This window comes from Shewanella sedimentimangrovi (genome assembly GCF_017354965.1).
Classification (GTDB): Bacteria; Pseudomonadota; Gammaproteobacteria; order Enterobacterales; family Shewanellaceae; genus Shewanella; species Shewanella cyperi.
The window spans coordinates 201,298-228,030 of sequence record NZ_CP071502.1 but is presented as its reverse complement, the minus strand read 5'-3'; the positions used below and the strand labels follow the sequence as shown (position 1 = coordinate 228,030).

At 53.9% G+C, this 26,733-nt stretch carries 24 protein-coding genes, 3 tRNA genes and 3 rRNA genes; 6 read left to right on the top strand and 24 right to left on the bottom strand.

The window, feature by feature from the left end:
* Positions 1-5: 5 nt before the first annotated feature.
* The 9 genes from birA to JYB85_RS00935 form a co-directional block, all read right to left on the bottom strand.
* Entirely contained in the window at positions 6-965 is a 960-nt protein-coding gene (gene birA / locus JYB85_RS00975) for a bifunctional biotin--[acetyl-CoA-carboxylase] ligase/biotin operon repressor BirA (RefSeq protein ID WP_207380689.1), read from the bottom strand.
* Positions 958-1,983, bottom strand: a complete 1,026-nt coding sequence (gene murB, locus JYB85_RS00970) for a UDP-N-acetylmuramate dehydrogenase (protein ID WP_207380688.1) — start codon at positions 1,981-1,983, stop codon at positions 958-960. The genes birA and murB overlap by 8 nt, the downstream gene beginning before the upstream one ends.
* Before the next feature lie 430 nt (positions 1,984-2,413).
* Positions 2,414-2,860 carry an IS200/IS605 family transposase gene (gene tnpA, locus JYB85_RS00965; RefSeq protein ID WP_207381940.1) on the bottom strand — a complete coding sequence of 149 codons (447 nt, stop codon included), beginning with the start codon at positions 2,858-2,860 and terminating at the stop codon, positions 2,414-2,416.
* A gap of 171 nt (positions 2,861-3,031) precedes the next feature.
* Positions 3,032-3,147: ribosomal RNA gene (rrf, locus tag JYB85_RS00960) — 5S ribosomal RNA — on the bottom strand.
* A gap of 36 nt (positions 3,148-3,183) precedes the next feature.
* Positions 3,184-3,259, bottom strand: a tRNA-Val gene (locus tag JYB85_RS00955).
* Between the two features lie 93 nt (positions 3,260-3,352).
* Positions 3,353-6,245 (bottom strand): 23S ribosomal RNA (locus tag JYB85_RS00950).
* Positions 6,246-6,528: 283 nt separating this feature from the next.
* Positions 6,529-6,604: transfer RNA gene (locus tag JYB85_RS00945), tRNA-Ala, on the bottom strand.
* A gap of 130 nt (positions 6,605-6,734) precedes the next feature.
* Positions 6,735-6,811, bottom strand: a tRNA-Ile gene (locus tag JYB85_RS00940).
* A 71-nt stretch (positions 6,812-6,882) separates the two neighbouring features.
* Positions 6,883-8,425, bottom strand: a 16S ribosomal RNA gene (locus JYB85_RS00935).
* The 16S, 23S and 5S rRNA genes sit together here with 3 tRNA genes alongside, the layout of an rRNA operon.
* A 618-nt stretch (positions 8,426-9,043) precedes the next feature.
* Here JYB85_RS00935 and JYB85_RS00930 point away from each other — a divergent pair.
* The gene (locus JYB85_RS00930; protein WP_207380687.1) at positions 9,044-9,499 is read left to right on the top strand and encodes an RNA recognition motif domain-containing protein; all 456 of its coding nucleotides are present in this window, start codon (positions 9,044-9,046) and stop codon (positions 9,497-9,499) included.
* Positions 9,500-9,508: 9 nt separating this feature from the next.
* Here JYB85_RS00930 and murI read toward each other — a convergent pair whose 3' ends face one another.
* Positions 9,509-10,300: a glutamate racemase gene (gene murI, locus JYB85_RS00925; RefSeq protein ID WP_207380686.1), complete on the bottom strand. Its 792-nt coding sequence runs from the start codon at positions 10,298-10,300 to the stop codon at positions 9,509-9,511.
* Between the two features lie 147 nt (positions 10,301-10,447).
* Here murI and trmA point away from each other — a divergent pair, with 147 nt between their 5' ends.
* Complete coding sequence (gene trmA, locus JYB85_RS00920; RefSeq protein WP_207380685.1) at positions 10,448-11,548, top strand: tRNA (uridine(54)-C5)-methyltransferase TrmA; 1,101 nt, start codon at positions 10,448-10,450, stop codon at positions 11,546-11,548.
* Between the two features lie 55 nt (positions 11,549-11,603).
* Here the strand turns inward: trmA and fabR are convergent, their stop codons facing one another.
* A complete protein-coding gene (fabR, locus tag JYB85_RS00915) occupies positions 11,604-12,218 on the bottom strand; it encodes an HTH-type transcriptional repressor FabR (protein WP_207323059.1) in 615 nt (204 codons plus the stop codon).
* A 149-nt stretch (positions 12,219-12,367) separates the two neighbouring features.
* Between fabR and JYB85_RS00910 the strand changes: the two genes are divergently transcribed.
* From JYB85_RS00910 to mnmH, 3 genes are all read left to right on the top strand, one after another.
* Entirely contained in the window at positions 12,368-13,474 is a 1,107-nt protein-coding gene (locus JYB85_RS00910) for an acyl-CoA desaturase (protein ID WP_207380684.1), read from the top strand.
* A gap of 80 nt (positions 13,475-13,554) precedes the next feature.
* Positions 13,555-14,592, top strand: a complete 1,038-nt coding sequence (gene selD / locus JYB85_RS00905) for a selenide, water dikinase SelD (protein WP_207380683.1) — start codon at positions 13,555-13,557, stop codon at positions 14,590-14,592.
* Positions 14,589-15,704, top strand: coding sequence for a tRNA 2-selenouridine(34) synthase MnmH (gene mnmH / locus JYB85_RS00900; protein ID WP_207380682.1), 1,116 nt, complete (start codon positions 14,589-14,591; stop codon positions 15,702-15,704). The genes selD and mnmH overlap by 4 nt, the downstream gene beginning before the upstream one ends.
* Before the next feature lie 74 nt (positions 15,705-15,778).
* Here the strand turns inward: mnmH and JYB85_RS00895 are convergent, their stop codons facing one another.
* The 5 genes from JYB85_RS00895 to nudE form a co-directional block, all read right to left on the bottom strand.
* Positions 15,779-17,644: an MFS transporter gene (locus JYB85_RS00895; RefSeq protein ID WP_207380681.1), complete on the bottom strand. Its 1,866-nt coding sequence runs from the start codon at positions 17,642-17,644 to the stop codon at positions 15,779-15,781.
* Positions 17,644-18,243: a TetR/AcrR family transcriptional regulator gene (locus tag JYB85_RS00890; protein ID WP_207380680.1), complete on the bottom strand. Its 600-nt coding sequence runs from the start codon at positions 18,241-18,243 to the stop codon at positions 17,644-17,646. Before JYB85_RS00890 ends, JYB85_RS00895 begins: the two co-directional genes overlap by 1 nt.
* A gap of 84 nt (positions 18,244-18,327) precedes the next feature.
* A complete protein-coding gene (locus JYB85_RS00885; protein ID WP_207380679.1) occupies positions 18,328-18,765 on the bottom strand; it encodes a GNAT family N-acetyltransferase in 438 nt (145 codons plus the stop codon).
* Positions 18,766-19,578 carry a 3'(2'),5'-bisphosphate nucleotidase CysQ gene (cysQ, locus tag JYB85_RS00880; RefSeq protein ID WP_207380678.1) on the bottom strand — a complete coding sequence of 271 codons (813 nt, stop codon included), beginning with the start codon at positions 19,576-19,578 and terminating at the stop codon, positions 18,766-18,768. It lies immediately after the preceding gene.
* Between the two features lie 48 nt (positions 19,579-19,626).
* Positions 19,627-20,178 carry an ADP compounds hydrolase NudE gene (gene nudE / locus JYB85_RS00875; protein WP_207380677.1) on the bottom strand — a complete coding sequence of 184 codons (552 nt, stop codon included), beginning with the start codon at positions 20,176-20,178 and terminating at the stop codon, positions 19,627-19,629.
* An 86-nt stretch (positions 20,179-20,264) separates the two neighbouring features.
* Here nudE and yrfG point away from each other — a divergent pair, with 86 nt between their 5' ends.
* Positions 20,265-20,948, top strand: a complete 684-nt coding sequence (gene yrfG / locus JYB85_RS00870; protein ID WP_207380676.1) for a GMP/IMP nucleotidase — start codon at positions 20,265-20,267, stop codon at positions 20,946-20,948.
* 41 nt (positions 20,949-20,989) lie between these two features.
* On the opposite strand, the gene tnpA (JYB85_RS00865) is transcribed toward yrfG, so the two are convergent.
* From tnpA (JYB85_RS00865) to gspH, 8 genes are all read right to left on the bottom strand, one after another.
* Positions 20,990-21,436 carry an IS200/IS605 family transposase gene (gene tnpA, locus JYB85_RS00865; protein WP_207381940.1) on the bottom strand — a complete coding sequence of 149 codons (447 nt, stop codon included), beginning with the start codon at positions 21,434-21,436 and terminating at the stop codon, positions 20,990-20,992.
* 171 nt (positions 21,437-21,607) lie between these two features.
* Entirely contained in the window at positions 21,608-22,318 is a 711-nt protein-coding gene (locus JYB85_RS00860; RefSeq protein WP_407695881.1) for a type II secretion system protein N, read from the bottom strand.
* 63 nt (positions 22,319-22,381) lie between these two features.
* A complete protein-coding gene (locus JYB85_RS00855; RefSeq protein ID WP_207380674.1) occupies positions 22,382-22,858 on the bottom strand; it encodes a type II secretion system protein M in 477 nt (158 codons plus the stop codon).
* Between the two features lies 1 nt (position 22,859).
* A complete protein-coding gene (gene gspL / locus JYB85_RS00850; RefSeq protein WP_207380673.1) occupies positions 22,860-24,044 on the bottom strand; it encodes a type II secretion system protein GspL in 1,185 nt (394 codons plus the stop codon).
* 24 nt (positions 24,045-24,068) lie between these two features.
* Positions 24,069-25,058: a type II secretion system minor pseudopilin GspK gene (gene gspK / locus JYB85_RS00845; protein WP_207380672.1), complete on the bottom strand. Its 990-nt coding sequence runs from the start codon at positions 25,056-25,058 to the stop codon at positions 24,069-24,071.
* A complete protein-coding gene (gene gspJ / locus JYB85_RS00840; RefSeq protein WP_207380671.1) occupies positions 25,055-25,828 on the bottom strand; it encodes a type II secretion system minor pseudopilin GspJ in 774 nt (257 codons plus the stop codon). Before gspJ ends, gspK begins: the two co-directional genes overlap by 4 nt.
* A complete protein-coding gene (gene gspI, locus JYB85_RS00835; RefSeq protein ID WP_207380670.1) occupies positions 25,809-26,177 on the bottom strand; it encodes a type II secretion system minor pseudopilin GspI in 369 nt (122 codons plus the stop codon). The genes gspJ and gspI overlap by 20 nt, the downstream gene beginning before the upstream one ends.
* Entirely contained in the window at positions 26,164-26,733 is a 570-nt protein-coding gene (gspH, locus tag JYB85_RS00830) for a type II secretion system minor pseudopilin GspH (protein ID WP_207380669.1), read from the bottom strand. The genes gspI and gspH overlap by 14 nt, the downstream gene beginning before the upstream one ends.

Here is a 26,733-nt window from a genome sequence, read left to right as displayed (position 1 = left end):
ACCGGTCAATGCCCGGCCCTCAGGCTGATTTCTCCGCCGATAAAACTCTGCAGTCCGGCATCCGTCTCAAGCAGCAGGGCCCCTTGCTCATCTATTCCGCGGCAAATTCCGGCGACGCGCCTGTCTGCCATCAGCAGTTCAACCGGTTTGCCGGCAAACTCATCGGCAGCAGACCAACGGCTCTGGAAAGCGCCAAGACCTTCCCGCTCGAAAAGTTCCAAGTCCCTGCATAATTGGCTATGCAAAGCCAGGGTCAAAGCTGTCTTATCGGGCACCCTTTCCGTCGATTGCAAATCACTCCAGGGTTGGTCAATTTTCTCTGCTTGGTTCGTGGGCATGGCAAGATTCACACCTATGCCAATCACCAGTTGGCACTCTCCATCGGCCTGCCCCTTAATTTCCACCAGGATGCCAGCCAACTTGCGACCTTGAAAATAAAGGTCATTGGGCCATTTCAACCCCAATTCCTCAACTCCCAAGTCCGCCAACACCTTGGCCAGAGCGCAACCGGCCACCAGACTTAAACCCATGGCCTTTGACAGCTCAGGGAGAGACCAGAACAGTGAAAAATACAGGTGACTGCCGTAGGGCGATACCCAGCTGCGCCCCCGCCTTCCCCTGCCACTGGATTGATACTCGGCAACGCAAAGGTCGCCACTTTCCAGCTCATCGGCATGCTGCAGCATAAACGCATTGGTGCTGTCAGTTTCATCGAAGTAGAAGGACCTTTTACCTACGCCCTGCTTAAGTCTGACGGGGTCGATAAGAGACACAGGCGAAGCTAATTTATATCCCTTTCCCTTAACGCTGAACAAGGACACACCATAGTCGGCAAGCCCCTCCATATGCTTATTGATTGCGCTGCGACTGATACCCAGCTTTTCAGCTAAAAGCTCTCCGGAAACAAAGTCACCGGCCGCCATCAATGCCAGAATTTCGCGTTTACGTTGCCAATGTTCACTCATTTTCAGCCTCCAGCTGTTGATGTCCTATGATATTCGGCTCAGCCTCCAGCCGCACAGCAAACTTTTCCTGCACCCTCTGCATCACCAATCGCGCCAACGCGCATATGTCAGCCCCCGTCGCAGAGCCGAGATTCACCAAAACCAAGGCTTGCTGTTCGTGTACCCCGGCCTGGCCGAGTTTAAAACCCTTCAATCCAGCTTGTTCAATCAACCAGCCTGCAGCCAACTTGACCCGCCCGTCTTCCATGCCATAACCGACGATCTGTGGGAAACGTACCGCAAGTTCGGCGTATTGCGCTGCCTCGACAATAGGGTTTTTGAAAAAACTACCGGCATTGCCTAGTACTTCGGGATCCGGCAACTTCTGCCGCCGAATGGCAACTACCCGATCAAAGACAGCTTTGGGAGTAAGATCTTTAACTGGCAGCTCACTCAAGGGCCCATAAGAGACCTTTGGCGACCAGGCTTTCGCCAAACGAATGCCAATGCCACAGATGATCACTTTATTTTTCAGTGCATGTTTAAAAATAGAATCACGGTAGCCAAAATGGCATTCGGCCGCCGTTATCCTGTGCTTCGTCATCGACCCTATGTCCAGATATTCCACCCAGTCACAAACATCGCAAAACTCAACACCGTAGGCTCCAATATTCTGAATTGGGGCAGCACCGGCGGTACCTGGGATCAATGCTAAATTTTCCAGCCCCGGCATACCGTTTTCCAGGGTAAAACATACCAGTTGGTGCCAATTGACGCCTGCAGCAACCTCCAAACGAAAGCATTCCTCTTCTTCATAAACCTGAATGCCTTGAATCGCCATTTGCAACACAGTGCCGTCAAAGTCCTCGGTGAACACCACATTACTGCCACCACCCAGAACCAAGAAAGGCGCGTTACTTTGCTTGAGTTCGCGTAAGACGGTTAATAGCTGCTCCTGGGATTGGATGCGTTCCAGCCTGTTACAAGACTGCGACAGGCCAAAAGTGTTGAAGGATTTGAGGGAAACGCTGGGGAACATCTTATATCCGGCTGAGAATGGAAAGCCCCATTCTAGCCGCTAACACAGCAGAACACACCCCAAGGGCTAACAAGTGTTGCCCTGAAAGGCTGTTATTTGAGAAGCTGAAAGCAAAAAGGCCACCCGCTTGGGTGGCCTCTTCGTCTTATTGGGCGTCTGGCGATGGCCAGCTTCGAGCAAGCTCTTCGCGTTCAGCTGTTGCGCTTACCAAACTTCGTTTGGTAAGCGCAACAGCTTCACCCTACGACCACCACGGACGGTGGAAGTGTCGATTATGCAGGATGCAATTATCGACCTATCACATGGTAAGGATGCATGCTTTGCAAGCACTTAGTCATTCCCCATGTAAGCGCAGACTTTCACCGGCAGGTAAAAATCCACCTGCATAGCAGGTGGCTTTGACACAGCCCCCTAAAAGGGGGCTTAAAAACTAACCTTCCAACCCTAACGCTATTTGCCGTTTCTCTTCTTCTTTGGCTGTCTTTTCCTGGTGCCGTACATATCTACGGATTATGTCTTCGTTTGCTCCTACTGAGTCCACAAAATAACCCCGTTGCCAGAAGTGATTCCCCCAGAGCTTGTGCTTTCTTAAATAAGGAAATTTGGCAAACATCCTGATCGCGGTTCTCCCTTTAACAAAACCCATTAAATCCGACACGCTTAGACTGGGTGGGGTTCTGACTACTAGATGGACATGATCTTCCTGAACATTTAGTTCCACGACTCTGCATTTCTTCATGTTGCAGTAAACATAGATACTTCGATAAAGCTCTCTGCCGAGATTACCTTTCAGGATTTTGTACCTGTACTTGGGTGTCCAAACGAGGTGATACTGACAACGATAGAATACGTGAGACGCGGATTCATATCTGCTCATGCTACTTACTCCTTGATTTGCTGGTAACAAACCGAGGGAGTATTTAGCATGGGCATTCTCCGGGCAAAGCCCCACCAGAACGATCACCACCTCCATAGGAGGTGGTTTTAGGGTGACAATAAATGAAAAAATCCCCAACACCAAGTGCTGGGGATTCTTCCTTTATTAGGCGTCTGGCGATGACCTACTCTCACATGGGGAGACCCCACACTACCATCGGCGCGATTGCGTTTCACTTCTGAGTTCGGAATGGGATCAGGTGGGACCACAATGCTATTGTCACCAGACAAAATTGGTAATTTGGAAAGCTGTGCAGTGAAATATGGTGGTCGCTACTGGGATCGAACCAGTGACCCCCTCCTTGTAAGGGAGGTGCTCTCCCGGCTGAGCTAAGCGACCGGAAATTCTGTGCTGCTGCTCTTACGAGCCTTGAGTCTCGACTTCAATCAAGTTTGGGTACTTCAAGCAAAACGTAAAACCCATCTGGGTTGTATGGTTAAGCCTCTCGAGTCATTAGTATCAGTTAGCTCAACGCCTCACAACGCTTACACACCTGACCTATCAACGTCCTGGTCTCGAACGGCTCTTATGTGGACTCTAGGTCCAAGGGATGACTCATCTTGGGGCTCGCTTCCCGCTTAGATGCTTTCAGCGGTTATCGATTCCGAACGTAGCTACCGGGCAATGCCATTGGCATGACAACCCGAACACCAGCGGTTCGTTCACTCCGGTCCTCTCGTACTAGGAGCAACTCCCCTCAATCATCCAACGCCCACGGCAGATAGGGACCGAACTGTCTCACGACGTTCTGAACCCAGCTCGCGTACCACTTTAAATGGCGAACAGCCATACCCTTGGGACCGACTTCAGCCCCAGGATGTGATGAGCCGACATCGAGGTGCCAAACACCGCCGTCGATATGAACTCTTGGGCGGTATCAGCCTGTTATCCCCGGAGTACCTTTTATCCGTTGAGCGATGGCCCTTCCATTCAGAACCACCGGATCACTATGACCTACTTTCGTACCTGCTCGACGTGTCTGTCTCGCAGTTAAGCTGGCTTATGCCATTGCACTAACCGTACGATGTCCGACCGTACTTAGCCAACCTTCGTGCTCCTCCGTTACTCTTTGGGAGGAGACCGCCCCAGTCAAACTACCCACCAGGCACTGTCCCTAACCCCGATTAGGGGCCCAGGTTAGAACATCAACACTACAAGGGTGGTATTTCAAGGACGACTCCACGAGAACTGGCGTTCCCGCTTCAAAGTCTCCCACCTATCCTACACATGTAGGGTCAATGTTCAGTGCCAAGCTATAGTAAAGGTTCACGGGGTCTTTCCGTCTAGCCGCGGGTATACGGCATCTTCACCGCAATTTCAACTTCACTGAGTCTCGGCTGGAGACAGCGTGGCCATCATTACGCCATTCGTGCAGGTCGGAACTTACCCGACAAGGAATTTCGCTACCTTAGGACCGTTATAGTTACGGCCGCCGTTTACCGGGGCTTCGATCATGAGCTTCTCTTGCGATAACCCAATCAATTAACCTTCCGGCACCGGGCAGGCGTCACACCGTATACTTCCTCTTGCGAGTTTGCACAGTGCTGTGTTTTTGATAAACAGTTGCAGCCACCTGGTATCTGCGACTGCCGTCAGCTCGGGGAGCAAGTCCCTCCACCAACAGCAGCGTACCTTCTCCCGAAGTTACGGTACCATTTTGCCTAGTTCCTTCAGCCGAGTTCTCTCAAGCGCCTTGGTATTCTCTACCCGACCACCTGTGTCGGTTTGGGGTACGATTCCTGCTAACCTGAAGCTTAGAAGATTTTCCTGGAAGCCTGGCATCAACCACTTCAGTGCCGTAGCACCTCGTCATCAGCTCTCGGTGTATGTGTGCCCGGATTTGCCTAAGCACACCACCTACCACCTTAAACACGGACAACCAACGCCGTGCTGGCCTAGCCTTCTCCGTCTCTCCATCGCAGTTAGCAGAAGTACGGGAATATTAACCCGTTTCCCATCGACTACGCCTTTCGGCCTCGCCTTAGGGGTCGACTCACCCTGCCCCGATTAACGTTGGACAGGAACCCTTGGTCTTTCGGCGAGGGGGTTTTTCACCCCCTTTATCGTTACTCATGTCAGCATTCGCACTTCTGATACCTCCAGTGTGGGTTACCCCTTCACCTTCAACGGCTTACAGAACGCTCCTCTACCGCGTACACGTTATCGTGCACACCCGTAGCTTCGGTGAATTGCTTAGCCCCGTTACATCTTCCGCGCAGGCCGACTCGACTAGTGAGCTATTACGCTTTCTTTAAATGATGGCTGCTTCTAAGCCAACATCCTAGCTGTCTAAGCCTTCCCACATCGTTTCCCACTTAGCAATTACTTTGGGACCTTAGCTGACGGTCTGGGTTGTTTCCCTTTTGACGACGGACGTTAGCACCCGCCGTCTGTCTCCCGGATAGCACTCTTTGGTATTCGGAGTTTGCAAAGGGTTGGTAAGTCGGGATGACCCCCTAGCCTTAACAGTGCTCTACCCCCAAAGGTGTTCGTCCGAGGCGCTACCTAAATAGCTTTCGAGGAGAACCAGATATCTCCCGGTTTGATTGGCCTTTCACCCCCAGCCACAAGTCATCCGCTAATTTTTCAACATTAGTCGGTTCGGTCCTCCAGTTGATGTTACTCAACCTTCAACCTGCCCATGGCTAGATCACCGGGTTTCGGGTCTACACCTAGCAACTAAACGCGCAGTTAACACTCGGTTTCCCTACGGCTCCGCTATTCGCTTAACCTCGCTACTAAATGTAAGTCGCTGACCCATTATACAAAAGGTACGCAGTCACGGTCTCAAGAACCGCTCCCACTGCTTGTACGTATACGGTTTCAGGTTCTATTTCACTCCCCTCACAGGGGTTCTTTTCGCCTTTCCCTCACGGTACTGGTTCACTATCGGTCAGTCAGGAGTATTTAGCCTTGGAGGATGGTCCCCCCATGTTCAGACAACATATCACGTGTGCCGCCTTACTCGTTTTCATCTCTGGTTAGTTGTCGTGTACGGGACTATCACCCTGTACCGTTGCGCTTTCCAACGCATTCCACTAACACCCCAGAGACTTAAGGGCTAATCCCCGTTCGCTCGCCGCTACTTAGGGAATCTCGGTTGATTTCTTTTCCTAAGGGTACTTAGATGTTTCAGTTCCCCTCGTTCGCCTCACTACACTATGTATTCATGTAGTGATGACAGCTTATGCTGCCGGGTTCCCCCATTCGGACATCGCTGGCTATAACGGTTGTTACTACCTCACCAACGCTTTTCGCAAGTTACTACGTCCTTCATCGCCTCTGACTGCCAAGGCATCCACCGTATACGCTTAGTCGCTTAACCATACAACCCAAATGAGTTTCACTTGAGCTGTTGCGACCAGCTGGTTTTACTTGGTCTCATTTCCAGGGTAGGAAATGGACCCGCCTTGAAGAATACCCAAAACACTTGATTGAAGTGTTTGAGAACTCAATTTTTGTATTAACTGAATCCATCTCTAAGAGAGGGTCCAGTTTCTACTATCAGCTTTCCAAATTGTTAAAGAGCGGGCTTAAAAAAGCCAAAGATAAATTCAATACTTATCTTTGGCGTCTCTATTCCTGAGACTGTCGCTGTGGCAGCGAAGTGGTGGAGCTATGCGGGATCGAACCGCAGACCTCCTGCGTGCAAGGCAGGCGCTCTCCCAGCTGAGCTATAGCCCCATTTCAGACAGCATCCGCCGTCATCACAGTCTGAAACAATGCGGGATGATTAATCTCATTCAGGCAAGGCGGGAACGGCGGAAGTTTACTGAAGTAAACGACGACGAGCCCAACGCAGCATCAATGAGATTGGTGGGTCTGAGTAGACTCGAACTACCGACCTCTCGCTTATCAGGCGAACGCTCTAACCACCTGAGCTACAGACCCTCACGCATTTGTCTCTTTTCATCTATCAAGCAATCTGTGTGAACACTCAACAGTGCGACGCATCGCTTAGGTAAGGAGGTGATCCAGCCCCAGGTTCCCCTAGGGCTACCTTGTTACGACTTCACCCCAGTCATGAACCACAAAGTGGTGAGCGCCCCCCCGAAGGTTAAGCTACCCACTTCTTTTGCAGCCCACTCCCATGGTGTGACGGGCGGTGTGTACAAGGCCCGGGAACGTATTCACCGTGGCATTCTGATCCACGATTACTAGCGATTCCGACTTCATGGAGTCGAGTTGCAGACTCCAATCCGGACTACGACCAGCTTTATGGGATTAGCTCCACCTCGCGGCTTCGCAACCCTCTGTACTGACCATTGTAGCACGTGTGTAGCCCTACTCGTAAGGGCCATGATGACTTGACGTCGTCCCCACCTTCCTCCGGTTTATCACCGGCAGTCTCCCTAAAGTTCCCGGCATGACCCGCTGGCAAGTAAGGATAAGGGTTGCGCTCGTTGCGGGACTTAACCCAACATTTCACAACACGAGCTGACGACAGCCATGCAGCACCTGTCTCAGAGTTCCCGAAGGCACCAAGGCATCTCTGCCAAGTTCTCTGGATGTCAAGAGTAGGTAAGGTTCTTCGCGTTGCATCGAATTAAACCACATGCTCCACCGCTTGTGCGGGCCCCCGTCAATTCATTTGAGTTTTAACCTTGCGGCCGTACTCCCCAGGCGGTCTACTTAATGCGTTAGCTTGAGAGCCCAGTGTTCAAGACACCAAACTCCGAGTAGACATCGTTTACGGCGTGGACTACCAGGGTATCTAATCCTGTTTGCTCCCCACGCTTTCGTGCCTGAGCGTCAGTCTTTGTCCAGGGGGCCGCCTTCGCCACCGGTATTCCTCCAGATCTCTACGCATTTCACCGCTACACCTGGAATTCTACCCCCCTCTACAAGACTCTAGTTTGCCAGTTCGAAATGCAATTCCCAGGTTGAGCCCGGGGCTTTCACATCTCGCTTAACAAACCGCCTGCGCACGCTTTACGCCCAGTAATTCCGATTAACGCTTGCACCCTCCGTATTACCGCGGCTGCTGGCACGGAGTTAGCCGGTGCTTCTTCTGTGGGTAACGTCACAGCTATAGGGTATTAACCTACAACCTTTCCTCCCCACTGAAAGTGCTTTACAACCCGAAGGCCTTCTTCACACACGCGGCATGGCTGGATCAGGCTTGCGCCCATTGTCCAATATTCCCCACTGCTGCCTCCCGTAGGAGTCTGGGCCGTGTCTCAGTCCCAGTGTGGCTGATCATCCTCTCAGAACAGCTAGGGATCGTCGCCTTGGTGAGCCTTTACCTCACCAACTAGCTAATCCCACCTGGGCCTATCCATTCGCGCAAGGACCGAAGTTCCCCTGCTTTCCCCCGTAGGGCGTATGCGGTATTAGCAGTCGTTTCCAACTGTTATCCCCCTCGAATGGGCAAGTTCCCAGGCATTACTCACCCGTCCGCCGCTCGTCACCTCAGGAGCAAGCTCCCTTGTGTTACCGCTCGACTTGCATGTGTTAGGCCTGCCGCCAGCGTTCAATCTGAGCCATGATCAAACTCTTCAATTAAAAGTTTTGGTGTTTGGCTTACGCCAAACTGCTCAATGAATTCTGTCGATTTTGCAACTGTTAAACAGTCGCAAACTGCATGTTTGCATGGACATCATTCACTGATGAATATCGTTGTCGATGTCATCAGCTCTGCGAGTGTCCACACAGATTGCTTGATAAATTGTTAAAGAACGTTGACCATTTCTCTTCTGGTCAGGGCTGCGTATTCTACGCTTCACCCATGTTGCGTCAAGCATTTTTTCTTCGCCTGACGCTGACTGGCTAAATTTTAGCTCAGCTGCTGTTGCGAACAACAGCGTCCCCGATTCAAGTATTTGCCCAACAGGCCCTTGTCTCCGGAACGAGGCGCATTATAGGGGGGAATAACGAGTCGGCAAGCACTAATCCGGTCTTTGGAGATCAACTGCTGATGTTTACGGCAAATTGCGGATAAAAGACGCGAATTGGCTGATTTTCACACCAGCAGGCTCTTCACACCGAAAATAAACTCAAATATTGCGACCTGACACGCTCATTTTTTCTCCACTCCGCTGGTTTAACCCCTGAGAATTCATTACCATATACCGGTTGTTAACAGTTATTTATCATTTTCATTTGATTAGAGACCAACTTTTTATGCAGAAATCATTTCTTATTGTTTTGATTGTTGCTGCGCTGGGAGCTTTTGCTATCTATCAGTTTATGCCGACCCTGCCGGCATACATAGCATTCGCGGCGGGCGCAATTATTGCCGGCGTGGTATTTATCTTGTTGCCGGATGCACAGGCGCAAGCAACCGAAACCGAGTACACAGGACCAACCATGACACTCTATGTAGGCAACCTGCCCTACCGGGTGCATGAAGGTGAAGTTAAAATCCTGTTTGGTGAATTCGGCCCGGTCAACTCGGTCCGTTTGGTGCGGGATCGCAAGACCGGCCGCCGTAAAGGCTTCGGTTTTGTGGAGATGTCTGAAGCTGGCGCCAAAAAAGCCATGACCAAGCTGAATGACTTTACCTTTCAGGAGCGCACCCTGAAGGTAAGGGAAGCCAAGACTCAAGACGGCGAAGGACAGGAAAAGGGCGACGAATAAGCCCTTTGGTCAGCGTCCTTCTATGCGATAAGGCGAGATAGCGTTAAAACCTAACGCCCAGAGGGACGTTGACAGACCTTCACTGATGGCATCTGTGGTATGCCAGGCGGTCAATTTACCCGGACCTGTTATTATGGCAGCCTCCCCGAGAAGGTGGACCACCCGCCTGGCGATTGCCTCCCCCGAATCCACCAGCCTGATTGTTTCCCCCAAAACCTGACTCAGCTCTTCGGCGAGCAAGGGGAAATGGGTGCAGCCCAATACCAGCACATCTATCTCTGTTTCCTTCACCGGCGCCAGTATTTTGCTTAACAGGGAAAGATCTACCGGCTGGCCCGCCATTTTGGCCTCTGCCATCATCACCAGCTCTGAGCTGCCAAAGAGATGTACCTGGCTATCTTTGGCATGACTGGCTATCAGTTCATGGGTATAAGCCCGCCTCACCGTCCCCGGGGTTGCCAATAGTCCTATATGTCCTGAGTGTGACATGGCCGCAGCGGGTTTAATCGCCGGCACCACCCCAACAACTGGAATACTCAACCGGGATCGCAAGGCCGGCAGCACCAAGGTACTGGCGGTATTGCAGGCTATGACCACCACAGCCGCACCACAACGGGCAACCATATCTTCAATCAGGCAAACACAACCGGAGATGAGCTCCTGCTCACTCAGCTCGCCGTAGGGCAGGCGGGCATTGTCAAACAGATAGCAGTATTCGTGCTCCGGCAAACGGGCACGGATTTCCTGCAGCACAGACAGGCCACCTATACCCGAATCGAATACCAAGATACTGTTACCCAAAGCTTATACACTCCAGCGCCATTGCGAGGCCGTCATTTTCCCACACCGCTCACGCCTCTGCCAGTATTGCCGATTGCCCAGAAAGCTGGACATCAACGTCATCTGGTATAAAATTTGCGCCCCCAAACAAGGCCAAGGTAAGTAACAATGAATTTAGCAGCAATGGATCCCCGGCAGTATGATGCCCAGTTGGCGGACAAGAGCCAGTCACTGATAGAGGCCTTTGCCGAATTCACACCTCCGGCATTGGAAGTCTTCGCCTCTGAACCGGCCCACTATCGGATGCGCAGTGAATTCCGGGTATGGCACGATGGAGACGATCTCTACTATTACATGTTCGATAATGCCCTGCAGCAAAAGGTTCGCTGTGACCAATATCTGCCGGCCGGCACGCTCATCAACCAGATGATGCTGGAGTTAATGACACATCTGCGACCCAATCCCGTGCTGCGCCACAAGCTGTTCCAGGTGGATTTTCTGTCCACGCTCTCAGGGGAAATTCTGGTCAGCCTGCTCTACCACAGGCAGCTTGGGGATGATTGGCTGGAGCAAGCCAAAGCCCTGAAAGCTGCGCTGTCTGACCGGTTCAAGGTTGACATTATAGGCCGCGCCAGAAAACAGAAACTGATACTGGACCGGGATTTTGTGGTTGAGACTCTGGATGTCAATGGTCGCCAATACCATTACAAACAGATAGAAAACAGCTTTACCCAACCCAATGCCAAGGTGGCGGTCAAAATGCTGGAATGGGCCATTGATGCCACCCAAAACAGTCAGGGCGATCTGCTGGAACTCTATTGCGGTAACGGCAATTTCTCCATTGCCCTGGCGCAGAATTTTCAGCGGGTATTGGCGACCGAACTGGCCAAACCGTCTGTGGATGCGGCCCAGTACAACATCGCCATCAACAACATAGCCAATCTGGATATAATCCGCATGTCAGCGGAAGACTTCACCCTGGCAATGCAGGGTGGTAAAAGCTTTAAGCGCCTTGAGGGTATCGATCTGCAAAGCTATGACTGCAACACCATCTTTGTGGACCCACCCAGAGCGGGTTTGGATGCGGAGACGGTCAAACTGGTGCAGGGCTATGAGCGCATTCTCTATATCTCCTGCAATCCTGAGACTCTGAAGGACAACCTGGCAGTGCTCAGCCAAACCCACGAGATCACTCGCTTTGCCCTGTTCGATCAGTTCCCTTATACCCATCACACCGAAGCGGGTGTGTTGCTGGAGCGTCGTAAATAAGCTCCTTCAAAACAAAACGGAGCCTTAAGGCTCCGTTTTGTTATTGATTGCAGACCTACCTGTTATCCAATTTGTGCTGCAATACTTCGGCGCCGGTCGCCACCATGCGCAGCTGCATCACCAACTGATCCGCCAGCACCTTGCGATCCGCCTTTTTCATGTCCAGGGCCGCAGCGCCGGCGTTGAATACCAGAGTCACCAGCGCTTCTGCCTGGGCCCTTGCCAAAGCGGGACTGCGATGGGCCGTCTCCTCTGTGTAATGGGCCAGCTCGGAAATAAAGTGTTCAATCTCACGGGCAACCGCCGCGCGAAAGGCGGCCGAGGTGCCGGAGCGCTCGTGGAGCAAGATGCGGAACACGTTGGGATTGGAGTCCAGCACTTCCATAAAGGTATCCACGGAAATGCGGATCACGCTGCCACCGGCCTCGGCCCTTTGGCGGCCCTTGCGCATCATCTGCCTCAAGGTCAGGCCGCCTTCATCGACCATGGTCAGGCCAAGCTCGTTCATATCTTTGAAATGACGATAGAAAGAGGTCGGCGCAATATTGGCTTCCCGGGCGACTTCCCTCAGGCTCAAACTGGAAAAACTGCGCTCGGCACTGAGCTGATTGAAGGCCGCATCCACCAGCGCACGGCGGGTTTTTTCTTTCTGCTGTGCCCGAATCCCGATACTCATGTCCTGTTCCATCCAAACCTATGATGTTGCAGATAATAACCCGTTTGCCGCAGAAACACAGCCCCGGCCGGCTTGACCCCATGGGGTCCTTGCAGGTAAATTAGCTTACAGTTGTACGCTTAAACGCGATTTGGAAACCGATAATGAACAAACCCCCAATCATCTGGCTCAATCTGATGCTGTTTCTGCTGACCTTCACCGGCGCCGCAGTGCTCATCCCCTGGCGCGCATGGTCCCATGGCATAGACGCCATAGAATGGCTGACCTTTGTGGTACTGGCCTTCTATAGCGGTATGTCTATCACCGCCGGCTACCACAGGCTCTGGTCCCATAAAGCCTATAAGGCCAATGGGGCGGTAAGGTGGCTGTATGCACTGGGTGGCGCCCTGGCACTGCAAAACAGTGCCCTGCACTGGTCTTCCGATCACAGGGTGCACCACAAGCATGTGGACGATAACGACAAAGATCCCTATTCAGCGAACATGGGTTTCTGGTACAGCCATATCGGCTGGATGCTGCGTGAATACCAGGCCCATCGCTATCACGACTATAACAACGTCCGCGACCTGCAGAACGATCCCATAGTCATGTGGCAGCATAAACATTATCTGGCGTTGGTGTTGGTGATGAACATAGGGCTGCCGGCATTGCTGGGTTGGTTCAACGGCGATGTCTGGACCATGTTGTTGGTGGCCGGTTTGCTGCGTCTGGTAGTGGTGCATCACTGCACCTTCTTTATCAACTCCCTGGCCCATATCTGGGGCAACCAACCCTACACCGACAGGAATACTGCCCGCGACAACGGTGTATTGGCTTTGCTGACCTATGGTGAGGGCTACCACAACTTCCACCATATTTTCGAAAACGACTACCGCAACGGCATACGTTGGTGGCATTACGATCCCACCAAGTGGCTGATCAAACTACTTTCCTGGTTGGGTATGGCCAGCGACTTGCGCAAGGTGCCCCAGGAACGCATCGAGGCCGCCAAATTGCAGATGCAACTCAAGCGCACCCAGCAGCGGATCACGCACAGGCAGGATTATGAAGAATTGTGGCAAACACTGCAGGGCGAATACGAGACGCTGAAACAGCAGCTACTTGAGTTCTATCAGGTAAAGAAAGAGCTGTTGGAGGCCAAGCGCCACAAGCTATGCCTTGAGGAGCTGCGCCCCAGATTCAACGAACTCAAGTCGCGCCTCAAGCTGCAACAGGCCAATTGGAACAGTCTGAACGCCGCCTATCGTTAGTCCTGTGACCACGGCCGCCTTGCATGGCGGCCGTAAGGTATTATCATGTTGGCCACTATCGTTAAAGCGGGCAACCTGAAATGTCACCATCACCCATCAAACTCACCGAATACAGCCATGGCGCCGGCTGCGGCTGCAAGATTTCTCCCAAGGTGCTGAGTACCATACTCGCATCCCAGTTGCCTGTCTTCGACGATCCCAAGCTGCTGGTCGGCAATGCCAGCCGCGATGATGCCGCCGTATACAAACTCAATGACACCACGGGCATCATCAGTACGACCGACTTCTTCATGCCCATAGTGGACGACCCCTTCACCTTTGGCCGTATCGCTGCCACCAACGCCATCAGCGATATTTACGCCATGGGTGGCACTCCGATAATGGCCATAGCCATTCTGGGTTGGCCCATCAACAAACTGCCGGCAGAAGTCGCCCAACAAGTGGTTGATGGTGGCCGTCAGGCCTGTGCCGATGCCGGCATTATGCTCGCCGGTGGTCACAGCATAGATGCCCCCGAACCCATTTTCGGCCTGGCGGTCACGGGGCAAATTGCGCTGGAACATCTGAAACAAAACAATACCGCCAAGGCCGGTGACAGACTCTTTCTCACCAAACCCATAGGCATTGGCATACTGACCACGGCCCAAAAGCAAAAGAAACTGGCCCTCGAGGATGAACACATAGCCCCCGAGGCCATGTGTCAGCTGAATAAAATCGGCGCCGACATTGCCAGGCTGCCAGGTGTCAACGCCCTGACCGATGTGACCGGCTTCGGACTTGCCGGTCATTTGCTGGAAGTGTGCCAGGGTGCCGGGCTGGATGCAGAAGTCGCAATAGACAAGATCCCGCTGCTGGCCAAGGCTGAACATTACCTTGGCCTGGGCTGCATTCCCGGTGGCACCCACAGAAATTACGACAGCTACGGTGAGCACCTGCCGACACTCAACGAGCGTGAAAAAGCACTGCTGTGCGATCCCCAAACCAGTGGCGGGCTCTTGGTCGCCGTCTCTGCCGAAGGGGAAGCCGGGCTAATGGCGCTGCTGCAACAACAGGGAATAGAAGCTGTGTGCATTGGCCAGCTCAAGGCCGGTAACGGCAAATTGGAGTTACGCAAATGACGCTCAAGCGTATCCCCAGGGAGCAATACCGGCAGATCTTCACCTCCGGCCATCCGATGATGGACGTACGCGCCCCGATTGAATTCGACAAGGGTGCCTTTCCCTCTGCCACCAATCTGCCGCTGATGAATGACAATGAGCGGCAAAAGGTGGGCACCTGCTACAAACAACAGGGACAAGAGGCTGCCATCGCACTGGGGCATTCACTGGTATGCGGTAAGGTCAAGGAAGCCAGGGTTGCGGCCTGGTTGGACTTCTTCCAGCGTCATCCCGAAGGCTACCTCTACTGTTTTCGCGGCGGCCTGCGCTCCCAGCTGACCCAGCAATGGCTCAAAGAAGCCGGAATTGAAGTACCTTTTATCGATGGCGGTTACAAAGCCATGCGTCAGTTCCTGTTGGATACCATAGAAATGGCACCCGCCAAGGGGCAGATGCAGATCCTCAGCGGCATCACGGGCTCGGGTAAAACCGAATTCATACAGAGCCGCAGCGAAGCGGTGGATTTGGAAGGCATTGCCAACCACAGGGGTTCAAGCTTCGGCAAAAACCACGAGGGTCAACCCAGCCAAATCAACTTTGAAAATAACCTCGCCATTGCGTTGCTGCATCATGAGGACAGAGCCGAGCCAAGCCTGTTGTTGGAAGATGAAAGCTTTTTGATTGGGCGCTCGGCCATTCCCAAGAGTTTCTACGACAAAATGCAAGCAGCCCCCGTATTGGTACTGGAAGAGTCCCTTGAGGACAGGCTGCCGAGGTTGTTGGACGACTATGTGCACAAGATGCATGCGGGCTACATCAGCAGACTGGGTGAAGAACAGGGCTTCAACGCCTTCAGCGACTATCTGTTCGCCAGCCTGAAAGGCATCTACAAACGCCTTGGGGGCAAGGTGCATGACGAAGTCAAAGCGCTGATGACCGATGCCCTGGCCACGCAAATCAGCAGCAACGATACAAGGGCGCACCTCAGCTGGATCACCCTGCTGCTGGAGGTGTATTACGACCCCATGTACCGCTTCCAGCTAAGTAAAAAGGAAGAACGCGTCATCTTCAGTGGCAGCCATCAGGCGATGGCAGAGTATCTGGATCAGCAAAAGCAGAACCGCCTCGGCTGAGGCGGCTCAGTGACAATTCAACACTGATTGCACTGTCCCAAACGTCCGGGCCAGTGCAATTGCCAATTTATGCCTCAGTCGGGCGATGCAAGCAATGCCGCCACTCGCTCTCTAAGCTGATGCCTGTCGGGCGCCACACCATCCAGGGCCGGAGCTATATCGATCCCAACCTTTGACCAAAATCGTTTGGGTCGGGTGGTGAGGGCGTGGCCATCCTTGTGGCTGAAATAGGATCCCCACAGGCCTTTCAGCGCCATGGGGATAACAGGTACGGGGCGACGGTTGAGGATCTGCTCCACACCAGGGCGAAATTCACCCAGTTCACCATCCGGTGACAGACGGCCCTCGGGGAAAATACACACCAGATCTCCCTGCGCCAGGGCCGCATCTATGCGCTCAAAGGCTTTCTCATAGGTTTGCGCACATTGTTTGGGTGAGCAGATGGGAATAACGCCGGCATGGCGGAACAGATACCTGAGCAGAGGCATTTCGCTGATGCTTTTGTCCATCACAAAACGGATCGGTCGGGTGGAGGCACCCAAAATCAGCAGCGCATCCACATAGCTGACATGGTTACACACGATCAGTCCGGCGCCTTCTTTGGGAATATTCGGCCTGCCCCGTACCGTGACCCGGTACAGCAGGTGGCTCAGCAAATAACTGACAAACCTTTGGGTAAACTCAGGCACCTGACGATAAACGTAGAAGGCGACCAGGGCATTCGTCAGCGCCAACATTAGAAACAGCTGCACTATGCTGAGGCCGACTACCCCCAACAGCACCATGGACAACAGGGCCGATACCACCATAAACAGGGCATTGACTATGTTGTTGGCGGCAATGGCGCGGGCGCACTCGCCCTTGGCGGCTCGGGACTGGATAAAGGCATACAGAGGGACAATAAACAGGCCGCCGCTGACACCCACCATAAACAGGTCGAACATCAACCTGTGATGAGCGGATTGGGCGACAAACTCCCGGGCGCCGTAAAGGGTTTCCGGTAATGTGCCGGGATCCGGCAGGGCCAACAACATATCGACACCAAACACAGTCAGCCCCAAGACACCAAAGGGCAACACCCCCAGCTCCACATGACCAAAGGAGAGTCGCTCACACAGGAAAGACCCGACAGCGATACCTATGGAAAACAGCGCCAGCAGCAGTGACACCACTGTGGCCCCCGAATGCAGGTGCATCTTGGCAAAATTGGGGAACTGGGTCAGATACGTGGCCCCCAGAAACCAAAACCAACTGATGGCCAGAATCGCCATCCAGATCGAAGGAGTGCGTTTCACCCTGCGGATACTTCCCCAGGCGCCGGAAAGGGGCCGAAAGTGAATTTGGCGAATTTTCCCTTGGGGAGGCAAGGCCGGAATAGCGCGGCTGGCCAAATAGCCCGCCAAGGCCAACATGAACACCACCAGGGCTGCCGTCCCGGCGGCATGCTCGCTCGACACTATGAGTCCCGCACTCAAGGTGCCCACCAGTATCGACAGAAAGGTGCCCATTTCCACCCAGGCATTACCAGTCACCAACTCGCTTTCCGCCAACGCCAGGGGCAACAGGGAGTATTTTACCGGGCCAAAGTAGGCCGACTGGCTGCCGGTAAGGAACAACAGCAGCAACATCATCAAATAGTTGTGACTGAGAATGGCCAACACGGCACAGCTCATGATCAGCAACTCCAGCATTTTCAGTCTGCGGATCAACAGTGCCTTGTCGATATTGTCAGCCACCACGCCGGCATGGGCCGAAAACAGGAAAAACGGCAAGATGAACACGCCGGCCGCCAGGTTGACGAACAGATCCACGCCAATAGGCAAACTGTCCACCTGGCTGTAGGTCACCAACAGCAGCAACACGTTCTTGTAAATATTGTCATTGAGGGCACCCAGGCACTGGGTGACAAAGTAAGGTAAAAAGCGGCGGCTGAAAAACATCAGGCGTTCCTCCCCGATTCAAATCCGGCGATCAGGGTTCGTACCTGTTGGCAGACCAGGCTGCCAAGGGTGTGTTCCCCACCAAAAAGCTTGTCTGTTAACGCCAGGCTGACCAATCCGTGAATCGCGCCCCACAGTAAGCGCGCCTCTGTGACCAGGGTATCGGCGTCACGGCGCAGCTGTGATGCCAGATGGGGCAAGGGCAAGGACAACAGCTGCTCGATCAGGGCACTGTGATGTTCCGGCAGGGGCTCTGCTATCGACAACTGCAATTCAAACAGCAATCTGAACCTGTCGGGAGCAGCAAGGGCGAACTCGGCATAGCGGCGGGCCATCTGTTCCAGTGCCGTCAAGGGGCTCGGGGGGGAGTCGCAAACCAGGTTGCCGAGCAGTTGTTGCAGGCTGGTTTCTGATACAGCCAACAGCAGGTAGTTATAACTGCCGAAGATGTTGATAAGGGTGCTGGGGGCGTAGCCTATTTGAGTGGCAATCCGGCGCAAACTGAGCTGGTCGCCTTCCCCTCTGGCCAATGCTTCTTGTACCTCGGCGATCGCCATTTGGCGAATTTCGTCGTGACTGTGTTCCTTGCGTCTTGCCATGTCTCGGTCTCCTCGACTGGAATGACCAAGAGGCTAACATTCGGCCAAATAAAAAACAATGTTCATAATAATGCTTTTCAGGGATCAGTCGGCATCAAGGCACAACAAAAGCCGGGGCTCGCCTGGGCCAAAGTAATCGCTCTCCTCTCCCGTGCGGATAAATCCCAGGCCAAGATAGAGCGCCAATACCGGATTATCCGGTGCCACAGTGAGCTTAAGACTGCTGTAGCGCTGCTGGTTCAACAAGTTTTGCATCAAGGCCTTGCCGGCACCGCGACCGCGGGCCTCTGGGATCACAGCCAAGGACATGATCCAACCGCAACCGGCCTCTTCAGCGCTGCTGCACAGGCAATATCCCAGCAGGAACCCAGCGTCATCAAAAGCGCCGAGTAACCCCAAGGGCCAGGCGTCGAGGGCCTGACGAAAGAAAAAATCCGGAAAACAGTGGTCGCCGAAACAGGCCTGCTCCACACGGAACACGGCCGCCATATCGGCTTTCTGGAGAGGGCGAATGGTCAGCAATTAATCTCCCACCAATATCTTGTCCCACGCCAGATTGGGTGAGCCCACCACGATAAAATTGGGGTTTTCGAAGGTCTCACGCTCGTTGTAACTCAGGGGTTGCAGCTCAATGTCCATCAGCTGACCACCGGCTTCTTCAATGATGATCTGCGCGGCGCCCGTATCCCACTCTCCCGTCGGTCCGACCCGCACATAGCAATCGGCACGGCCTTCGGCCACCAGGCAACTCTTGAGTGCAGCACCGCCCATCACCACCAACTCGCAATGCTTGGGTTGATGGAACAGCTTGAGGACTGATTGGGGATCCTGGCGCCGACTGACCGCCAATCGCAGCGGAATCTTGGCATCTGTAGCTATCTGCCTGCTGGTTATCCTGACTTCCATGCCGCCGCTGCGCTTGTAGGCCCCAAGACCGGCAATGGCGTAATAGCAGACCCCGGTCATGGGCACGTACACTATGCCCATCACGGGCCGGTTGTGCTCCACCAGGGCGATGATCACTGAGAAGTCGTAGCTGCCGGCGATAAACTCGCCGGTGCCATCCAAAGGATCCACCAACCAGTAAGCCGGCCAATGTGCGCGGTCCACCAGAGGAATGTCGGCCGACTCTTCCGACAGCACGGGAATATCCGGTGTCAGCGCCTTGAGTTGGTCCACTATGATCTGATTGGCTGCCAGATCGGCGGAGGTAACAGGGGTGTTGTCGGATTTCACTTCACGCTCGAAGCTGCCGGTCAAATAGATTTCCCGGATCTTCTCCCCTGCTGCCATGGCGATGTCGATGGCAGCTTCTATGAGTTGCTCTGGCTTCATAACCACTCCCGATGATGGCACGCCAGGGTACCATCACGAATACTGAAACTACTTTAGGTTAAGGTGTTTTTGCGCCAAAAACAAAGCGCTGACGCTGCGGGATTCCGAAAAATCAGCCAAATCCAGCAATTCCTGCCATTGTGCAAGCGGCCAGGGGATCACTTCTATGGGTTCGGGCTCGTCGCCTTCCAGGCGGCTTTCGTAGAGATCTTCGGCCAGGAATATCTGCATTTTGCTGGAGAAGTAGCCCGGTGCCAGGGAGAGCTCCTTGAGCAAGGTCAGCTTGGCTGCCCCAAAGCCTATCTCCTCCTGCAGCTCCCGGTTGGCGGCATCTATGGGCAACTCACCGGGGTCAACAAGCCCTTTGGGAAAACCCAGTTCGTAATTTTCCGTACCGGCGGCATATTCACGGGCCAGTAACAGCTTGTCGCCGCGCACAGGCACCACCATTACGGCACCACGGTTGCTGCCCTTCATGCGCTCATAATGGCGCTCGACCTGATTGGAAAAACGCAGATGCACCTGCTCTATCTGAAACAGACGGCTCTTGGCTACCACTTCTGTGTGCAGTATTTCCGGCTTTTTCTGCCGCTGGTGCATAGAGGCCCCTGAGGTTGTGCTATTTGGGAATGGAGATGAGATACAATCTTACTATCCTGTCTTCAATCTACAACCGGAATTTTTGCATGTTTCCTTGGGATCAAATAGACACAGTGCTGTTGGATATGGATGGCACCCTGCTGGATTTGCACTTTGACAATCATTTCTGGCTGTCGCTGGTGCCCCAGTGCCTGAGCGAGAGTCGCGGCATCCCCATGGAGCAAGCCCGCAAATTGGTGGAACAGGCCTATGCCGAGGTGGCTGGTACCCTGGAATGGTATTGCCTGGATTACTGGCAGCGAACATTGCAGCTGGACATACTGGCATTGCACCGTACCCTGGTCGAGCGGATCCAGCTGCGCCAGGACAGCATGCCCTTCCTCAACGCCCTGGGAAAGTGCGGTAAACGCCGGATCCTGCTCACCAATGCCCACCCGGACAGCCTGGCGTTAAAGCTGGAACACACAGAACTGGCCGCGGGTCTGGATGAAATCCTCTCCAGCCACAGCACGGGCCATCCCAAGGAAGCCCAGGCCTTCTGGCAGCAGGTCATCACCAAGTTTGGGCTGGATCCCGGCCGTTGCCTGTTCGTCGATGATAACGAAGCCATATTGGAAGCCGCCCGCCAGGCAGGCATAGGCCATCAATTGGGGATCAGCAATCCCGACAGTCGCCAGCCCCACAAACAATTTCAGGCCTTTCCCGCCATAGATGATTACCGGCTGTTGCTGGAAGATCTGCTTGCAGCGAGTAAAAATCCACCTGCATAGCAGGTGGCTTTGACACAGCCCCCTAAAAGGGGGCTTAAAAACTAACCTTCCAACCCTAACGCTATTTGCCGTTTCTCTTCTTCTTTGGCTGTCTTTTCCTGGTGCCGTACATATCTACGGATTATGTCTTCGTTTGCTCCTACTGAGTCCACAAAATAACCCCGTTGCCAGAAGTGATTCCCCCAGAGCTTGTGCTTTCTTAAATAAGGAAATTTGGCAAACATCCTGATCGCGGTTCTCCCTTTAACAAAACCCATTAAATCCGACACGCTTAGACTGGGTGGGGTTCTGACTACTAGATGGACATGATCTTCCTGAACATTTAGTTCCACGACTCTGCATTTCTTCATGTTGCAGTAAACATAGATACTTCGATAAAGCTCTCTGCCGAGATTACCTTTCAGGATTTTGTACCTGTACTTGGGTGTCCAAACGAGGTGATACTGACAACGATAGAATACGTGAGACGCGGATTCATATCTGCTCATGCTACTTACTCCTTGATTTGCTGGTAACAAACCGAGGGAGTATTTAGCATGGGCATTCTCCGGGCAAAGCCCCACCAGAACGATCACCACCTCCATAGGAGGTGGTTTTAGGGTGACAACAAATAAAAATGGCGCCCTGAGGCACCATTTTTATTGCGGCTAGTATAACCCCTACAGCCCCGGGATCTTGCCCTGGTATTCCAGAGGATAGTAACCCTCGGCATCTTTACGCCCCAGGAAGGCCAAAGCTTTCTTCATGTCTTCATTTTGGAAATCGGTTTCACGGATTTTGGCCTTCACCAGCAACTTATTGTCGGCCTGCAATTCCAAAGCCCCCACCAGCCCCAACTGGTTATCCTTTTCATCGGCCTTGAGCAATATCCGCCCCTCGATACAACCCAGGCCGAAACCCATATTGCCAAGATCGTACTCACCAAACTGGTTTTTCAGCCCGGCGCCCTGAATATTGAGTTTGCCTGTCAACTGCTCACACCAAGGGCTACCCTGTTTGAAGTTGGCCAAATACAGCTCCAGGTTTCCACTCACCTCGGCGCCAAACGGCAGGCGGCGATTGCCGATAAGAAAATCATGGGGTGCGCTAACCTTAAAATTGTGCGCGCCGACACCCGACATGGAAAGCGATAACTCGCCATTGGCCGTCACTGCGGATCGCCGATTGCCAACCTGCAGTTCCAGATTGGCGCTGCCAAGCAGCAAGGCCCAGGGCGACAGGGACCAGCGCACCTGATCCACTTGCCGACCTTGAAACGCAACCGAACTCGCCTCTCCCTGCCACAGGCTACCGGAAACGCCTTCGACGCTGACGTCCTTTGGCAGAGGAGCCAAGCCCAATGCCAGCCGCGCCGGGAACAACACCAGCATAAACAGCAGATAGAGCAGAATGCCAAGTACTACTTTCTTTACCACAATCACACCTTCGAATTCTTATTGTGCCAACTGTATACGTCTGACCTTGACCAGTCCGGGAGTGTCGGTTTGTGCCAGGTCCAGACTTTCCAGCGCCAGGCCCTTTTGCTGCACCAGCTCATTGAGAAAACCCAACAGTGCCTCAAAGGGCACATCGTCCATCCACAACTGCAACTTATCGCCCTGGGGCTGCATGCGGGTAATGGTCAGGCTGAATTTACCGGCCGTTTGGTTGACCACGTTGGTGATACTGCCACGAACAGTGGTCTTGCCACCGTTCTGGCGCAGGCCCGCAATCTGGTTGGCAGTTTGCTTCACAAACTCCAGTGTCTGTTGCTGAGCCCTGACCGCAGCCTGGGCATTGGCTTCGGCATTGGCTATGGGACTCCAAATTCCCCAGTACAGAAAGCCAAGCAGCACAAAGGCGCCACAGGCTCCCACCAGCTGTTGTTCCCTCTGGGCCAGTCCTTCCCACCAGGCGCGAAAATTATCCATCTTATTTGCTCCTCAGGGTCAGGGTGCTGTTAACCGAGTCTTCGCCACTGTTCATGGCCCCGGCCTCCAATTGGAAGTCCTTGGCCACCAACTCCTTGAATTTTTCAATCTGGGCATAATCCTTGGCACTCACCTGCAGTCTCAGTTCGCCGCGGGCGCTGTCGAACCTCAGACTGTCCGGCTTGAGTTCGGGGACCTTGGCAAAGGAATCCTTGAGTGCGGCCAACATGGAGAAAAACTCTGCTCCGCCGCCACTGCCGGCCAGCTTATTGAGTTCGGTGGTCAACTGGAATCTCAGGTTGGTAATTCGGCTGCTGCCGGGCACAACCTGGCGGAAGATGGCTTCATTCTGGGCCTTGAGTTCCGCAGCCTGAACGTTAAGTTGGTGAATGTTCAGCCCCTTATTAACCAGAGCCAACAAGACCGCCACCGCCAATACTACGGCAGCGCTCTTCCACTGCAACAGCTGCTTACTGATTTCCCGCTTGGGTTTGTAGAGGCCGCTGAGCAAATTCAGGGGCGCATGCAGCATACCCTTGGCGAGCACCAACATGGGCAATTCCAATGGCTGGGCTTCCACCCGGGTGCCGGGCAATGCCATCTCACTGTAGGTGGCGACTGAGGGGGCATCTTCCGGCGTCAACATCGGCAGTGTGGTTTCCAGCCAGTCGATGGGCAGATTGTGACCCGAGCCCTCGCCTGTCCGCAGCAGCAATTCACTGCCGAGTATCATGGCCGCCCATTGGCAGTTGGCGAGAGGCAACGCCAGGCAATCCGGCACCAAGCGCCGGGCCTTGAGACCCGCCTCGTGGATCCAATCCAACCACATTTGCATCTGTTCATGGGCCACGGCCACCACGGTCAGGTTATCGCCGTCGCGGGGACCGACCACAAAATGCATCTGCTCCACATCCTGGGCCAGGGATTCTTCCAGCATATAAGGCAAAGCCTTAAGCGCCTGGCGCTGGCCCTTTTCGGGCAAACTAATTTGACTCAGGGACATGGCGGACGCCGGTACCAGAATATCCACCGGGCGATTCGCGGCACGCTCACCCAGGGTTGCCAGTGCAGCCGCATCTGCCAGTTCACCGGAAGCGATGATCTCCTGCTCCTGTTCCGACCACACCAGCCAGCTACAGGGCTCGGAGGCCGTGGCCCCCAGACGGATAAATAAGCGTTCACTCACAGTCATTCTCCAACGGAGCTGTTGTTACTTTTGCCCACCATACTGGCGGGTCAAAATGTCCATTTGATTGTTACCTGCACGACGCAGCACACTGTCCAGACGGAATACCGCCTCGTTAACTTTGGCGCCGGCCTCCAGGTGAAAATACTTGCTGTCCAGCACTATGCTGGACTTGAGCTTGTCGTCGCTCTTGGCCGTGTTTGACGACACCAACTCCCAAAAATCATCAACACTATCGAATCCATCACCGGGGCGCTGATTGATCACACTTTCGGCCTCACCCACAGAGATACTGTTATCCAGCATAGCCGCCAACAGGGCCGCCCGCTCGACCTCCAGGGTGTTGATGTTCAACAATTGCCGCTCTTCCCCGGGAATGGCGCACACATAGGGTGCCAGTTTCAAATACACATCCTGGGTGAAACCCATCACGGCCCTGAGCTCGCTCCTGTGGCTCATCAGAGTATTTGCCGCCCTGTATGGCACATTGCGTGATTCATACTCAGCATCCTCGGCACCAAAGGGGCTGGTCACTGTATCCTCGTCCAGGTAATCCTTAAGTGTGTGGGTCAGGCGTTCGGCACCGAATTCATCCATACCCAAGGCCACCAACAGCGCCTTGAACTGCTTTGCCGCCAGGGTCATCTTGGGTTGGCCGTTTTCCAAATCACTGCTGCCCCGTGCCAGGGCATTGAGGTTAAAGCAGGAGCGCATGTCGGTGATCTTGCCGGCAATCTCTCCCTTTTCCACCGGCAGTACCACATCGGCCAGGGCCCAATACTGCTGAAGGTGAACCTTGCCCTCGCTGTCATCGAGATCCTGCTTCAGTACCTTTTTGGCCAGCTCTTCCGCCGACAGGGCATACCAATAGGCCTGGTCATACTGCACCTGATTAAGTGTCCGGCGCATCGACAACTGGTTTCGACCGGTAATATTGGTGGCTATGATGGCCACCATGGCCACGATAAGCAGCACCACTATCATGGCCACGCCACGCTGTCGTTGATAGCTCATGACCCCAGGTCCTCCTCATCTTCGGGCCTGTTGCCTCCGGTGTCGCGGCCATTTTCATCTTCCGAGCCGGAACCTGAGCCTGAACCTGAGCCAGATTCTTTATCTTCACCGTCTTTGCCTTCACCATCCTTGCCATCATCGTCTTTCTTCTCGCCCACGGGCGCGCCCTTGGGCAACAGAAACTTGCGCTGGATTTTGCCAAAGCCTTCTAAATCCACTTCCATGGCTATGGCTTCGGGCAGGGCTGTGGCCTCGATTTTTCGCTGCCAGGCTCCATCGTGATAAAAGGCGTATTGCACCTCAAGCACCTTATCCAACAGCACAGTCTTCAGCGGTTCGGCACCAAACTCAGGTTCGGGATAGGGGTAATACCAACGCTCCAGCCGGCCTTCCTTGACCACGTAGGCCACCGACTGCAAACTGCCGCGCGGCAGCTTGCCATCGGGATTGAGCCAGCCTATGCGATAGAACACCAGGGCCTCGGAGTCGCTGTCGAGCATATCCTTGCCGCTTTGCAATACAGTACTGCCGCGGCCGCCTTCGAGCAGCCTGGGGGTGCGGGCCACCATTTGCCCGAGATCCCTTTCAATGGCGCCAAATCCCTGCTGCAGGTACTGTAACCGGGCACTGAATTCAGTGGTGGCCTCATCATTTTTCAGGGCTGTGCTGAGTACGGCGTTAGCGGCCAGACCCAACATGGCAAAGATGCCAATGGCCAGCAGCATCTCAAGCAGGGTAAAACCCGTGACCTTAGTCGGTCTTGCGAACATAACTGCTGACCTCTGCCACTATGCGCTTGAATCTGTCATCGTCGCTGACACTGACCTTCAGCAGCCGAAAATTTTCATCTGTGGTCTTGATAGCTTCCAAACGCCAATACCAGGTTTGACCTGCCAGCTCGGTCTCCCCTTCCTTTTTGCCCACCGCAGGAAAGCCTTTAACCAACCGGGCTTCAACCATCTGGTTGTCGGCGACCCACTGTGCCAGGGTGCGCTGCTCCATCACCGGCATATTGGCCATCTGGTCGCCAATGCTCTGGATCATGGCCACGGCCGCAATGGCAAATACCGCCATAGCCACCATCACCTCCAAAAGCGTCATGCCTTTACTGCGCTTCATCGGCTCTCCCGAACGTCAATCTGCCGAGGGCATCTGCCACGATAAGAGATTCTTGAGGACCGGCCTCAGGATCCCGGGCACTGAAGGCAAGTTCAAAGGCATTCATTTCGCCGCTTGGGAAAATAATGATTTGTGGCTCGGGATACTTGCGCTTCTCTTCTTCGCTCTGCTCAATCAAGGGCTCTTCGAACCAGGACTCCTGCTCTTCGTCCTCCTGAACCAGGGGCAAGCCTTCCACAATGAGATTCAGGCTTACGCCCTGCTCCATCTCACGCTTGGCCAACAAGCGCTCCTGTTCCAGCGACTGCCATTTACCGTCCTTGTAAATTACATAGCGGTAGCTGTTGTCTTCGATGACCAGGCCCAGCATCTGACCACTGAGCACGGCTTCGTCCCGCACCATATCGGTAACGGCCATGAACTGACGGGCGGCCTTATCCAGCTGCTCTTTGATGCCCGAACCCGGCAGTGTCAGGGTAACCGCGGTCGCGGCCAGGCCTATCAACAACACCACCAGCAGGACTTCGACCAGGGTAAAGCCGCGTGCGCCTTTCAT